12 protein-coding genes are annotated in these 13,784 nt (G+C 66.8%); 5 read left to right on the top strand and 7 right to left on the bottom strand.

Features of this window, described 5'->3' with window-relative positions; all coding sequences use genetic code 11:
* Window positions 1-115: 115 nt before the first annotated feature.
* Complete coding sequence (locus H074_RS00995; RefSeq protein ID WP_007028145.1) at window positions 116-901, top strand: DeoR/GlpR family DNA-binding transcription regulator; 786 nt, start codon at window positions 116-118, stop codon at window positions 899-901.
* Between the two features lie 580 nt (window positions 902-1,481).
* Window positions 1,482-4,574 carry a TIM-barrel domain-containing protein gene (locus H074_RS00990; protein ID WP_007028144.1) on the top strand — a complete coding sequence of 1,031 codons (3,093 nt, stop codon included), beginning with the start codon at window positions 1,482-1,484 and terminating at the stop codon, window positions 4,572-4,574.
* A gap of 78 nt (window positions 4,575-4,652) precedes the next feature.
* On the opposite strand, the gene H074_RS41360 is transcribed toward H074_RS00990, so the two are convergent.
* Window positions 4,653-4,913 carry a hypothetical protein gene (locus tag H074_RS41360; RefSeq protein WP_007028143.1) on the bottom strand — a complete coding sequence of 87 codons (261 nt, stop codon included), beginning with the start codon at window positions 4,911-4,913 and terminating at the stop codon, window positions 4,653-4,655.
* Window positions 4,914-5,255: 342 nt separating this feature from the next.
* Here H074_RS41360 and H074_RS00980 point away from each other — a divergent pair, with 342 nt between their 5' ends.
* Both H074_RS00980 and H074_RS00975 read left to right on the top strand, forming a co-directional pair.
* Window positions 5,256-5,849, top strand: a complete 594-nt coding sequence (locus H074_RS00980) for an ATP-binding protein (RefSeq protein WP_007028142.1) — start codon at window positions 5,256-5,258, stop codon at window positions 5,847-5,849.
* Window positions 5,846-6,382, top strand: a complete 537-nt coding sequence (locus H074_RS00975) for a hypothetical protein (protein ID WP_007028141.1) — start codon at window positions 5,846-5,848, stop codon at window positions 6,380-6,382. The genes H074_RS00980 and H074_RS00975 overlap by 4 nt, the downstream gene beginning before the upstream one ends.
* Before the next feature lie 151 nt (window positions 6,383-6,533).
* Here the strand turns inward: H074_RS00975 and H074_RS00970 are convergent, their stop codons facing one another.
* From H074_RS00970 to H074_RS00950, 5 genes are all read right to left on the bottom strand, one after another.
* Window positions 6,534-7,247: an ABC transporter ATP-binding protein gene (locus H074_RS00970; protein WP_007028140.1), complete on the bottom strand. Its 714-nt coding sequence runs from the start codon at window positions 7,245-7,247 to the stop codon at window positions 6,534-6,536.
* Complete coding sequence (locus H074_RS00965) at window positions 7,237-8,010, bottom strand: ABC transporter ATP-binding protein (protein ID WP_007028139.1); 774 nt, start codon at window positions 8,008-8,010, stop codon at window positions 7,237-7,239. The genes H074_RS00970 and H074_RS00965 overlap by 11 nt, the downstream gene beginning before the upstream one ends.
* The gene (locus H074_RS00960; RefSeq protein ID WP_007028138.1) at window positions 8,007-9,020 is read right to left on the bottom strand and encodes a branched-chain amino acid ABC transporter permease; all 1,014 of its coding nucleotides are present in this window, start codon (window positions 9,018-9,020) and stop codon (window positions 8,007-8,009) included. The genes H074_RS00965 and H074_RS00960 overlap by 4 nt, the downstream gene beginning before the upstream one ends.
* Before the next feature lie 121 nt (window positions 9,021-9,141).
* Window positions 9,142-10,113: a branched-chain amino acid ABC transporter permease gene (locus H074_RS00955; RefSeq protein ID WP_007028137.1), complete on the bottom strand. Its 972-nt coding sequence runs from the start codon at window positions 10,111-10,113 to the stop codon at window positions 9,142-9,144.
* Window positions 10,114-10,228: 115 nt separating this feature from the next.
* Complete coding sequence (locus tag H074_RS00950) at window positions 10,229-11,383, bottom strand: branched-chain amino acid ABC transporter substrate-binding protein (RefSeq protein ID WP_007028136.1); 1,155 nt, start codon at window positions 11,381-11,383, stop codon at window positions 10,229-10,231.
* Between the two features lie 466 nt (window positions 11,384-11,849).
* Here H074_RS00950 and H074_RS00945 point away from each other — a divergent pair, with 466 nt between their 5' ends.
* Window positions 11,850-12,668 (top strand): alpha/beta hydrolase family protein, encoded by an 819-nt coding sequence (locus H074_RS00945; RefSeq protein WP_007028135.1) that lies wholly within the window; start codon window positions 11,850-11,852, stop codon window positions 12,666-12,668.
* A 132-nt stretch (window positions 12,669-12,800) separates the two neighbouring features.
* On the opposite strand, the gene H074_RS00940 is transcribed toward H074_RS00945, so the two are convergent.
* Window positions 12,801-13,760, bottom strand: a complete 960-nt coding sequence (locus H074_RS00940) for a LysR family transcriptional regulator (protein ID WP_007028134.1) — start codon at window positions 13,758-13,760, stop codon at window positions 12,801-12,803.
* Window positions 13,761-13,784: the final 24 nt, after the last annotated feature.

The raw sequence follows: 13,784 nt of genomic DNA, 5'->3' as shown, positions 1-13,784 counted from the left end.
ACTCGACCGGCGTGCCGCTCGCGGCGGACAACCGCGATGCAGCATACTGCTCGAAACAGTGGCCAACAGCGCAACGTCATGCGCGATAGGCCGCAGCGAGCTAGGAGTGGCGCCGATGGCCCGGCACGAACGGCTGAGCACCCTGCTGGACCTGCTTGGGCAGCGGGAGAAGATCGACGTCGAGGACGTGGCCGAGGAGCTGAACGTCTCCGCGGCCACGATCCGGCGCGACCTCGACCACCTGGCGGAACAGCAGTTGCTCACCCGCACCCGAGGTGGCGCGGTGGCCAACGATCTCGCCTACGACCTGCCGTTGCGGTACAAGACCGCGCGGCACGTGCCCGAGAAGCAGCGGATCAGCGTCGCCGCGGCGGCGCTCGTGGCGCAGGGCATGGTGGTCGGCCTCAACGGCGGGACGACGACGGCCGGGGTCGCGCGGTCGCTGGCCACCCGGTCCGATCTGGCTGGCCGGGGTGACTCGCCGGGGCTGACCGTGGTCACCAACGCGCTGAACATCGCGCACGAACTGGCGGTCCGGCCGCATGTGAAGATCGTGGTCACCGGCGGTGTCGCGCGTCCGCAGTCGTTCGAGCTCAGCGGTCCGCTGGCCACCCGTGTGCTCAGCGAACTGACGATCGACCTGCTGTTCCTCGGGGTCGACGCGTTCGACGCGGAAGCCGGCGCCTTCGCGCATCACGAGGGCGAGGCGAGTATCAACCGGCTGATGGTCGAACGGGCGGAACGCGTCGTCGCGGTGGCCGACGGTTCGAAGCTGGGCCGCCGCGCGTTCGCACGCATCTGTGCGACGACGCAGGTGCACGCCCTGATCACCGATTCCAACGCCGACCCGAAGGTGCTGCGGGCGTTCGAGGCGGCCGGGGTCGAAGTCCAGGCGGTCTGACCGCTTCCCGCCCAAGTACGTGAAGGCCCCCCTTCATTGCGTTAAGCGCCAGGGTCTCGGCAAAGTCCTCTATCCGCTGGTCAATTGGGTGATGGAGGGGCTCGTCACGGTGGCCCGACACCTTCTCGACTGTCTACAGAGGACACTTTCGAGGTGACCGTGCCCGATTCGGGCATTTTGCGAAGGGGTCGTGAGTGGCAAGGAGGGTTAGAACCCTCTTTGTCACTCACGACCCCGATCAAAAATCGTACAGATAAGCATAAAACGGACATCTATCTGTCATTTAGCGTCCTTTGTGGACATCGTCGGTTCGAGCCCTCTGTCATCTGCCCCGTTCGGAGGTCCACCTCGAATCGCCAAGAGCGACATCGGCCGGCGTTTATGCGACTTTGCCGGGCCCCTGGCGTTAGGCGCAATGAAGGGGGCCTTCACGTACTTGGGGCATACGAAAGTCGGCAGCACCGCTTCGGCGGATGACTTTGCGCGAACCGTGCGCTATACAGAGACCCTATTGCGTATTCATGCGCGAAAGGTGTCTTGAATGAGCAGAGTTGCGCAATCCCTGAGTAGTTTGGCTGCAGTGGCCCTTCTCGGGCTTTCCCCGGTCGCCGCCCACGCCGCTCCGGCCGCGGCGTCGTCCGGCAAGCTGGGCGACCTGACCGGGATCTCCGCCGACGGCCCCACGGTCACCCTGAATTCGGGAAGCGCCGCGGTGCGCGTCAGCTTTCCGGCCGAAGGCGCCGTCCGCGTCTGGCTGGCGCCGGACGGCACGTTCACCGATCCGGCCGGGAGCAAGATCGTGCTGCCGCGCACCGGCGAGGTCACGCCGAAGAAGACCGACAAGGGGGACTACTGGGCGGTTTCCACGGCCAAGGCGACGCTTCGGGCGTACAAGCACCCGATGCGGCTCGCGTTGTACGACGGCGCGGATCGCAAGCGGCTCTGGGAGGAGTCGGCGCCGCTGTCCTGGACCGGCAAGCAGACCACGCAGACCCTGGCGCGGACGGCGACCGAGCAGTTCGTCGGCGGAGGCGAGCAGAACGGCCGCTTCAGCCACCGTGACCAGACGATCCGGGTCTTCGCAGACTACAACTGGAACGACGGCGGGGCACCGAACTCGCAGCCGTTCTACGCCTCCACGGCGGGATACGGCGTGCTGCGCAACACCTTCGCGCAAGGCACCTACGCCTTCACCGAGCCGGTGCGCACCACCCACGACGAGCGCCGGTTCGATGCGACGTATGTCGTCGGCGACGGGCTCAAGGACGTCATCTCCGGCTACACCGACCTGGTCGGAAAGCCGTTCCTGCCACCGCTCTACGGGCTCGAACACGGTGACGCCGACTGCTACCTGCACAACGCCAACCGCGGTGAGCGGCACACGCTGGACGCGGTGAAGGTCGCGGAGGGGTACACCGAGCACGGGATGCCCAACGGCTGGATGCTCGTCAACGACGGCTACGGCTGCGGATACGAAAACCTTCAGCAGACGGGCGAAGGCTTGCGCAAGAACGGCATGCAACTGGGGCTGTGGACCGAGAACGGCGTGCCGAACCAGGTCGAAGAGGTCAAGGCCGGGGTCCGCGTCCGCAAACTCGACGTCGCGTGGGTCGGCCCGGGGTACCAGTTCGCGCTGGACGCGTGCGACACCGCGCACAAGGGCATCGAGGACAACAGCGACGCGCGCGGATTCGTCTGGACGCCGGTCAGCTGGGCGGGCGCGCAGCGATGCGGCGTGCTGTGGAGCGGAGACCAGGCCGGTTCCTACGACTACATCAAGTGGCAGATCCCGACCTACGCCGGCGCCACGACGTCGGGGATCGCGTACAACACCGGCGACATCGACGGCATCTTCGGCGGCAGCCCGCAGACCTACGTCCGCGACCTGCAGTGGAAGGCGTTCCTGCCGGTCTCGATGACGATGGACGGCTGGGCCGCGTCGGACAAGCAGCCGTGGCGGTACGGCGAGCCGTACACCTCGATCAACCGCAAGTACCTGCTGCTCAAGGAGCGGCTGCTGCCCTACACCTACAGTCATTCGGTGGAGGCGCACCGGACCGGCGTCGGTCAGGTCCGCCCGCTGGCGCTCGAATACCCCGACGACCCGAACGTGTGGGGCGAGAAGGCGAAGTACGAGTTCCTGTCCGGCAAGGACTTCCTGGTCGCGCCGGTGTACGAGAACTCCACCGTCCGCAACGGCATCTACCTGCCGAAGGGCACCTGGGTCGACTACTGGAGCGGCAAGACCTACACCGGTCCGACCACTGTGGACGGTTATGACGCGCCGCTCGACACGCTGCCGTTGTTCGTCCGCGCCGGGGCCGTGGTGCCGATGTGGGCCGAGGGCACGAAGTCGTGGCAGACCCGGGACAAGGGCGTGCTCGACCTCGACGTGTACCCGCAGGGCAAGGGCTCGTTCACGCTCACCGAGGACGACGGCGTGACCAGGGCGTACAAGAACGGTGACCAGGCGAAGCAGACGTTCACCGTGGACGCGCCGACGTCCGGCCTCGGCACGGTGACGGTCGGGATCGGTGCCAGTTCCGGTTCCTACGCCGGAAAGCCCGCGTCGCGGAACTACCAGCTGACCGTCCACACGGGAAGCAAGCCCGCGACCGTGCTGGCCGGGACCTCGATCCTGCGACAGTACGGCAGCAAGGCCGAACTGGACGCGGCGCCGTCGGGCTGGTGGTTCGACCCGGCCACCGGTGGGGTCGCGCGGGTCAAGACCGGCAAGATCGGCGCCGGTGACCGTCAGGACGTCCGGCTGTTCGGCACGAGCGCGGTCGGCGGCATCTTCCCCGAAGACCGCAACGGCTCGGTCGCCCTGTCCGTACCGGCGGTCGCCGGCCCCGGGCAGACCGCGACAGGCACGCTGAGCTTCACCAACGGCACGCCGCTTCCGGTCCGGGACGTCACGTTCTCCCTGCCCGCCAACGGCTTCCGTGTCGAGGTGCCCGCCGGGCCACGGCTGGTGATGCCCGGCGAGACCGTGCGGGTCCCGGTGAAGGTGACGCCGGACGCGGGGATCGAACCGGACGACTACCAGCTCACCGCGTCGGCGTCCTACAAGGCGCGGCTCGGGGAGAACCGGGTCACCGACTCGGTGACGGTGACCGTCCCGCACGGTTCGCTGGCCGCGGCCTACGGCAACGTCGGCGTCACCGACGCGGCGCACGTCGCGGTGGGGGACATCGACGGCGGCGGCAGCAGTTTCCGGGCGGAAGGCCTAGCCGAAGCCGGTCTCAAGCCCGGCGCGGGTTTCTCCGCTCTCGGTGCTCAGCTGACCTGGCCGGAGACCGGTGCCGGGCAGAAGGACAACGTCCTCGCGTCCGGCCAGACGATCGCGGTGCGTGGCACCGGGGCGAAGCTCGTGCTGACGGGAACCGGTACGGGCACGGCGAAGGGCACTGTCGTCGTCCGGTACGCGGACGGCAGTACCAGCCAAGCCGAACTCGGCTTCCCCAACTGGTGCTGTGCCGATCCGGCCCAGTACGGCGCGACGACGGTGGCGACCGTCATGGGCAAGAACACCCGCGGCGGGGCGGCGTATCCGACCACGCCGTACCGGGTGTTCGCGAACTCCGTCCCGCTGACCGCGGGCAAGGAGGTCGTCGCGGTGACGCTTCCGTCCAACACCGCGATGCACGTTTTCGCCGCGGGCATCGGCTGAGCCTCTCGTGAGTGGTAAGGACGGTTCTAACCGTCCTCACCACTCACGAGCCAGGCCGGACATATCGAAGACTGCTGATCAGCGGTACGCCGGCTGTTCCCGATCGGGGTCCGCGGCGACGATGTCCAGCCGCGGGTCGGCGACGAGCCGGTCCAGAGTCGTCGCGGTGGCACCGATACCCGCCCAATGCGGATCGACATCCTTGGCCACGCACCAGGCATGGTCGGCCGGCCAGACGAAGGCGGGCCCCGGCGTCCCCCAGAAGCCCGCGTCCGCCGGCCGCCCGCTGAAGAGGAAGTACTCTCGGTGGGGGACAACGACCTTCGGGCTCCCGGACATGTCACCGTAGCCGTCCCAGACACAGAAATAGCAGTCGTCCGGAGTGCTGGTGTGCGCTGCCAGGACTCCGAAGAGAACCCGCAGCAGTTCGTGCTCCGGGGCGGCCGTCTCGGAGCACTCTCGCGCTGACCGTCGAACGCGGGGTCGGGGATGAAACGCAGCCGCGCGTAACCGTCGAAGCCCGCGGGCCCGAAGGTCACCAGCCGCTGCCACGGCAGGTCGCTCGACGAGATCCAGTCGGCGGGGGACAGATCGGAGCACAAAGTCGGGGCCACGGCTTCGGTTGTACCCCAACGTCGGGAAAGCCGCACAAGTGGCTGGGGAGCAGGCAGAATCTGCAGGATGAGCGACGCAGAAGCCCGATGGCGCAACACCACGCACGATTGGGCCGCTTCGGTGGACCTCGACCATCTGGCGGTCATCCGCCGGAACGCGGGCGAATTCGCTCCCGGTGGAGTGTCGCATCTCGTACTCGAAGTGCTCGCCTATGCGGCGGAGGAAGCCGAAAGCCGCGGCGGCGGGCATGCCGTCGTCACGGTCCATTCCGACGGCTCGGTCTCCGTGGCGGACGACGGGCGGGGCACCGACACCCGCGCCGACGGGCACGGCGGCTTCGTGAAGAAACCGGTCATGTCGACCAAGGATCTGCGCTTCTTCGACTTCCCTGGTGCGCAGACTCTGCCGGACGGCCATCCGCGTCGGGGCGTGTCGGTCGTCGCCGCGCTGAGCGACTGGCTCGTGCACACCAACCGGCGACACAACGGCTCTTGGACACAACGCTACGAACGTGGCGTTCCGGTCACTGATCTGACACCGATCGCGGACGACGGAACGACCGGCACGACGGTGCGTTTCCTGTCAGGCGAGGAGGTCGGCCCGACACGGCTGCCGGATGTCGGCGTGTGGCCGTACCTGAGCGTGGAGGTCGCCCGATGAGAAAGTGCCTGGCGTTGGCTGCCTCGGCCCTCTTCCTGCTCGCCGGGTGTTCCGGCGGAGAACCCCCGCGGACGCCGGCCAAACCCGTCTACGACCTGCCCGCACGGGAGGTCCGGCCGGACGAGACCGCGCTGCACCTGCCGCCCGCGCTCAACGGGGAGACGGAGTTCTCCCTCATCGGGCTGGCCGCCGGACTGCCCAGCCTCACCGGCAGCCACGCCGAGTTCGAGGCGAAGGGGCAGTTCGTCCGGCTCCGGCTGGTGGTGACCGGAAAGGGCCTGTCCGGAATCCTCTTCGACACCCGGCGCCAGCAACTGATCACCGATTCCGGTTCGGTGATCGCGGTCGACAACCAGGCGATGACGATCAAGCGGCAGCCGGACAAGTTCGAGCTGGGGCGCGGTGTGCGGGTCGAGTTCGACCTCTACTTCGACCTTCCCAAGGAGGCGAAACCCGTGGTGCTGCGGGCTTTCGGCGGTCCGACGCTGACCGACATGAAGAACCTCACCGGCACGGACATCAGGCTGGGCTGAGCCGGGACCCCGGTCCGTGAAGGCCTCCTTGAGGGACCCAGAGTCCCTCAAGGAGGCCCTCACGGACTTGGGCTGCCGACAGGACACCCGTACCCCTCACCAAGCAGAAAGGGCCCCGCCGCGAGAAGCGACGGGGCCCTTCTCAAAGGCGTCAGACGCCCAGGTCACCACCGAGGTAGGCCGCCCGCACCTGCGGGTCGTCCAGCAGCTCGGCACCGCGGGCGCTCTTGACCACTTCACCGGTCTCCAGCACGTACGCGCGGTCGGAGAGCTTCAGCGCCTGCTGCGCGTTCTGCTCCACCAGCAGGACCGTGGTCCCGCGCTTGTTGATCTCGCGGATGATGTCGAAGATCTGCGCGATCAGCATCGGCGCCAGGCCCATGGACGGCTCGTCGAGCAGCAGCACCTTGGGTTTGGTCATCAGCGCGCGGCCGATGGCGATCATCTGCTGCTCGCCACCGGACATCGTGCCGCCGAACTGGGTCTTGCGTTCGTTCAGCCGCGGGAACAGCTCGTAGACCTCTTCGAGGTCGGCCTTCAGGTCGTCCTTGCGGGTGTAGGCACCCATCAGGAGGTTCTCCTGCACCGTCATACCGGGGAACACACCCCGGCCTTCCGGTGACTGGCCGATCCCGAGCTCGACCCGCTTGTGGCCGGGTGTCTTCGAGATGTCCTTGCCGTCGAAGAGGATCCGGCCGCTGGTCAGCGGACGCAGGCCCGAGATCGTCTTCAGCGTCGTGGTCTTGCCGGCGCCGTTGGCCCCGATGAGGGAAACGACCTCGCCCTCGCCGACCTCGATGCTCATTCCCTTGAGCGCGGCGATCTTCCCGTAGTGGACGTTGATGTCCTGAACCTCAAGAAGCATCTTCCGCCACCCCCAGGTAAGCCTCGATCACCTTCTGGTTGTTCTGCACCTCGTGGGGGAGCCCTTCTGCGATCTTCTGGCCGAAGTCGAGCACGGCCAGCCGGTCGGCGATCTGCATGACCAAGCCCATGTCGTGCTCGATGAGCAGCACGGTCCGGCCGTCGTCCCGGATCTTGCGGATCAGCTGCTGCAGCGAGTTCTTCTCCGCCGGGTTCATCCCGGCGGCGGGCTCGTCGAGCAGCAGCAGCTTCGGGTCGGTCGCGAGCGCACGCGCGATCTCCAGTCGGCGCTGGTCGCCGTAGGAGAGGTTCTTCGCGGTGTTGTGCTCGACCCGTCCGATCCCGACGAAGTCCAGCAGTTCCCTCGCCAGCTCGCGGCCCCGCTTCTCCTCCTTGCGGTGGATGGGCAAGCCGAGTGTCGCCGAGATCGCGCCGGTCTTGTGGTGCGAGTCCGCACCGACCATCACGTTCTCGAGCGCCGACATGTTGTGGAACAGCCGGATGTTCTGGAATGTCCGCGCGATCCCGGCCTGGTTGACCTTGAACCGCTTCATCCCGTCGACCCGGGTGTCGCCGAAGCGCACCTGGCCTTCGGTCGGCCGGTAGACGCCGGTGATCACGTTGAAGACCGTGGTCTTCCCCGCGCCGTTCGGGCCGATCAGGGCGAAGATCTCACCCTGGTTGATGGTGAGGTTGACTTCCTTCAAGGCCGTGACACCGCCGAAGCGCATCGTCACGTTGTCGAATTCGAGCAGCGCGCTCATTTCGTCACCTCCGCCGAAGCCTCGGAATCCGGACCCGCGACTTCGGCACCCATGGCACCCATCCCGCCCGTTCCTTCTCGTAGTTCCGCCTTGCGCTGCCGCGACGGCAGCAGACCCTCCGGCCGCAGCGCCATCATCAGCACCAGCACGCCACCGAAGATCAGGATGCGGTACTCGGACAGGAACCGGAACCGCTCCGGCAGCCAGGCGACCAGGAAGGCGCCGAGGATGACGCCGGGCAGGTTGCCCGCACCACCGAGCACCACGGCCGCGAGGATGGTCGCGGACAGGATGAACGGGAAGTTGTTCGGCTCGATGAAGACGGCCTTGCTGGCGTAGACCACACCGGCCATACCGCCGAGCATGGCGCCGATGGCGAACGCCAGCAGCTTGAACTTGAACGTCGGGACACCCATCAGCTCGGCGGCGTCCTCGTCTTCGCGGATCGCCGCCCACGCCCGGCCGACACGACTCTTGTGCAGTCGCACCGAGAAGACGATCGCGATCACGATCGCCGCCAGGATCAGGTAGTAGTACGGCGCCGGGTCGAGCAGGAACTCGGTCCCGAACATGGGCTCCGGGTGCGGGACGTTGGTGATACCGCGAGCACCGCCGATGCCGTCGGTGTTCGTCGCGGTGATACGGACGATCTCACCGAAGCCGAGCGTCACGATGGCCAGATAGTCACCGCGTAGCCGGAGCGTCGGAGCACCGAGGATCACCCCCGACATCGCCGCCAGGAAGATGCCGAGTACGAGGCATCCCCAGAAACCCCAGCCGTATTTGGTACCCATCACGGCGAGGGTGTAGGCGCCGATCGCGAAGAACGCGACGAAACCGAGGTCGAGCATGCCCGCGTGACCGACGACGATGTTCAGGCCGATCGCCAGCAGGATGTACGTCCCGACCGGGAAGATCAGGACGGTGGTCCAGTCCGCGTCCGGGGACATGAACGAACCGATGGCGGGCGCCGGCAGGATCAGCGCCCCGATGATCAGGGCGAGGTACACGCCATAACGCTGCCAATGCGGAGCATCGGCCCACCAATCCCGCAGACCGTCGATCGGGTGGAACCCGGCGCGCGCGGGCTTTCCGTTCTCTGAGGACTTTCAGCCACTTCTTCGTTGCCCTTCATGCGCGTGCCCGCTGCAGCGATTCACCGAGGATGCCGGTGGGACGGAACATCAGGACCAGCACCAGTACCACGAAGGCGGTGACGTCCTTCCATTGTGAACCGAAGAAGATGGAACTCCAGTTCTCCACCAGGCCGAGCACGATGCCACCGAGCAGCGCCCCGCGCAGGTTGCCGATACCGCCGAGCACCGCTGCGGTGAACGCCTTGATGCCGAGGAGGAAACCGATGCGATAGTCGGTGTTCTCGTACTCCATGACGTACAGCGCGGCGGCGACACCGGCCATCGCGCCACCGAGCAGGAAGGTGAGGCGCACGATCTTGTCGATGCTGACACCCATCAGCACGGCGGCTTCGGGATCCTGTGCGGTGGCACGGATTCCGCGGCCGATGCGGGTGCGGCTGACCAGCTGGTCGAGGGCGATCATCATGATCACGGCGCCGACGACGACGAACACGTGATCGGTGCGGACCACGCCGTTGCCGATGTGGAACAGTTCCTCGTGCGGGATGAACCGCGGCGCGTTCTGTTGCACGCGGCCGGACTTGCCGGTGATCCATTCGATGATCTCGAGGCCGAACAGCTCCTGCAGGAACAGCGAGGCGCCGATGGCGGAGATCAGGGCGGCCAGGCGCGTCGCGCCCTTCTTGCGGAGCGGCCGGTACGCCACTTGCTCCAGCAGGACCGCCGCACCGCCGGACACGGCGGCCGAGGCGATGATGATCAGCAGCAGTACGGCGATCATCCCGAACACGCCGAGCGTGATCGGGGCGGTGCCGCCCGCGATGGTGATGAGGACGAACAGGGACGTGACCGTCCCGATCATGAAGATCTCGGAATGTGCGAAGTTGATGAGCCGGAGCACGCCGTAGACCATTGTGTAGCCGAGGGCGATGAGGGCGTAGATGCTTCCGGCGACCAGTCCGCCGATGGTGCTACCGAGGAACTGGGCTTGCAGATCTTGAAGCATGACGTGGATGCCTTACGGGACGGGGCGAGGATTTTTCGCCATATTTACGGGAAGCGGGGGTGCCGTGCCCGCACAGCAGCGCCCCCGCTTCCGTTAGCTTTTCCTACCTGCTCCGTCAGCCGTTGAGCTTGGCTTCGGTCGAGGCGCCGAGGTTCTTGATGACGCCACCGGTGACCTGGTAGACGTAAATCGCGTTCGTCTGCGGCTCACCGTTTTCCTTGAACTTGATCTGCTTCGAGGCACCCTTGAAGTCGACGGTCTTGAGGAACTCGTTGATCTTCTCCGGAGTGGTGTTACCGGCCTTGACCGCGTTGATGATGGCGGTCGCGGCGTCGTAACCCTCGGTCGAGTAGATCGCCGGGTCGATGTTGTACGCGGCCTTGTACTTGGTCACGAACTCGTCGGCGGAACCGGCGTCCTTGATGTTGCAGGGGCAGCCGATGACGGCCTTCTCGGCGGCCGCGGCACCCGCGCCGCTGACCAGCTGGGCGTCGAGCGAACCGTCACCGGTCGCGAAGGTGGCGGTGACGCCGCCGTCACGCAGCTGCTTGAGCAGACGGCCACCCTGGGCGTAGTAGCCACCGAAGGCGATGACGTCCGGGTTGGCGGCCTTGACCTTCTGCACGGTCGAGGAGTAGTCCGACGCGTCTTTGGCGAACTTGTCGCGCTCGGTCGGGACGTTCTTCTCCTTGAAGGTCTTCTCGAAGGCGTCCGCCAGGCCGACGCTGTACTCCTGGTCGTCCGAGATGACGTAGGCCTTCTTCGGCGACTTCGCCGTGATCAAGAAGTTGGCGATGGCCGGGCCCTGGTCGTTGTCGTTCGCGACGACACGGTGCCAGTACTTCCAGCCGTTCGAGGCGAGACCCGGGTTCGTCGCCGACGGCGAGACACTCGGGATCTTGTTCTGTTCCAGCTGACCGCCGATGGCCTTCGACTCACCGGAGAACGCCGGGCCGATCAGGGCGCTGATCTTGTCCTGGCCGACGGCGGTCGCGATCAGCGACGTGGCCTGCTCGGGCTTGCCCTGGCTGTCGTATTCCTTGAGTTCCAGCTTCGTCGCCGGGTTCGTCTTGTTGTACTCGTCGATAGCGAGCTTGGCACCGTTGCGGGGCGGGATCACGATCCCGGAGTTCTCACCGGTGAGGTCACCCATGAACCCGATCTTCAGCGTGCTGCTGTCACCGCTGCCGGACGAGCTGCTGCCGCCTGCACAGCCCGCCAGCGCCAGCGACGCAGCCGCCGCGACGGCGAAAACCCGTCCAAAACGCACTCCTGACACCGACTACCTCCCATGACCAACCAGCCGCCGGTAGGCGTTGCCCCCGACACAGGGGCTAGGTTAGGGCAGGAAGATATCCCCCTCCGCCATGATCTGGACAGACGCCCATCACTCTGTGTCCACATCGTGACGGTCGAAACCAGAACGAATTGCACGAAAAGGCGAATGTTGCCGGTTGGCGAGTCTTCGCTGGTCACGCTGGGGATTCACCGCTACCACTTCGATCATGCCGGTGGGTAATGATCATGTTTCGGCTGAGTATCTTGCGCTTTCTCCCCGTCATCGAGAGCGTCCGTTCGTCGTAGCGGTGCTGCCCCAAAGGGCACTCACCGTGCCCACTCTGCCTTTCGCATCATGACAACCGATGGTTGTCGTCGCGGTCCGAACGGCTGTTGGATCTCGGCCCTGACCTCGCGATTAGCTGTTCCCAGAGCCGAAACAAGGACCTGGGAGAGACATGACGATGAGCGTCGAAGCGATCGAAGGCGTGGCGGCGGGAGTCCCGTTCGTGGCGTTGCCGCCGTCGGACGGGAAGCGGCCGGCGCCGCTGGTGCTGACCTGGCATCTGCTGGGCGCGCCCTTCAGCGAAGCCGCCATGGCGGCGGCGCTGCCGATGCGGGAACTGCACGCCTGGCGGGTGCACCTCGGGTTGCCGCTGACCGGGAAACGGTTCCCCGAAGGCGGTTTCGAGGGCTTCTTCCGCCTCGCGAGCGAGGACAACGTGCTCAACGTCGTCGAACCGCTCACCAAGCAGGTCGAGGCGGAGTTCCCGGCCGCGGTGGCGGAACTGCGCTCCCGCTTGTCCATTGAGGACGGTCCGGTCGGGCTCGTCGGCGGTTCGCAGGGCGGCGGGGTCGCGTTGCAGATGCTGACCCACGCCGAGATTCCCGTGGCGGCGGCCGCGCTGGTGAACCCGGTGACCCAGCTGGCGCCGGTGATCGCGGCGAACGAGCGGGTCTACGACGTCACCTACCACTGGTCGGACCGGTCCCGCGCGGTCGCGGACGAATACGACTACGTGCGGCGGGCGGAGGAACTGACCGCGCCGGTCCTGCTCGTCATCGGTGAGGAGGACGACGTCTCGATCACCGAACCGGCCGAAGCCCTGCACAAGGCACTGGGGGAGCGGCGATCCGAACTCGTCACCATCCCGGGGATGGCGCACGAATTCGCCGAGGCGCCCGGCCTCGAACCCGCTCCGCAGACCGAACACGCGAAGCTGGTCGACGCCGAGCTCACGCGCTGGTTCGCCCGGCACCTAGGCCGTATCCGGTAAGTCATGTTCGCGGTCTTCGCGCCCAGGTGATCCCTGACAGCACGGGCGGACGCGGCCGAGTACGACCCGGTACGAGGCCGATCCGCCCGCACCGCCAGGAACCACCTGGATCACGAAGCCCATCGAACAGACTCACCGGATACGGCCTAGCTGTCTGAGGTCGTCGTCCGGCAGCCAGGACCGGTCGGGATCGTAGGCGCACCAACCTTCTTCGTGGCTGGTCCGGCCCGCGAGCGCCAGCAGGCGCCGCAGGGCCGGGCCTTCGCCGCGCCGCCACACCACCGACCACGGGAACAGTGGCGACGGCTCGAAGGGCAGGACTCGCAGATTGAGGTCGGAGGCGAGGTCCATGTCGGCGCCGGCGAGCGTGACCCGCTGCTTCCCGTAGCGGGTCTGTTCCAGTGTGTGCCGGAGGTCGTAGCTGACGCCGGAGTCGTCGATCGGGACGTCGAATTCTTTGCATAGGCGTTGCAAATAAGAAAGCCATTCGACCGGGCCGCCCAATTGCGGAATCCAGATGCCCTCGCTCCGGAGATCGGACAATTTCAGGACATCGTTGCCCGCCAGCGGGTGTTCCGGGGCGAGCAGGGCGACGAGCGGTTCGAGCCGGACGAGCCGATGATCGAGTTCTACGGGCACTTCGCGGCCGAGGTCCGCGACGCGGCCGAAAGCGAGGTCGATCTCGCCGCGGACCAGCGGGTCGAGGGCATTGGCCAGCCCGCGGCCCGCGACGCGTTCGACTACCTGCGCGGTATCCCGCCGCGCGATGCGCCGCAGCATGTACATGGGGGAGAGGCGCGGGTCGATGATGTCGAGGCGGGGCGGACGGTCCTGCAGCCCCATAGCGGCGACGGCGGCGTCCGCCGCGCGGATCAGCTCGCGCGCGTGCGGGAGGAACCGGTCGCCGTCGGCGGTCAGCTCGACGGACCGGTTGGTGCGCCGGAAGAGCTGGACGGACAGGGCGTCCTCGAGCTTCCGGATCCGCTTCGACAGCGCTTGCTGGGTGAGGAACAAGGATTCTGCCGCGCGACCGAAATGGCCGTGGTCGGCCGTGGCGACGAACGCGCGCACCTGAGCCGTGTCGAGATCCACGCCCTCAAAAGTACGTGAAGGCCT

Origin of the sequence: Amycolatopsis decaplanina DSM 44594, assembly GCF_000342005.1 — a bacterium.
Taxonomy (GTDB): Bacteria; Actinomycetota; Actinomycetes; order Mycobacteriales; family Pseudonocardiaceae; genus Amycolatopsis; species Amycolatopsis decaplanina.
The sequence above is the reverse complement of the archived record's forward strand: the minus strand, read 5'-3'. Positions and strand labels throughout refer to the sequence as shown.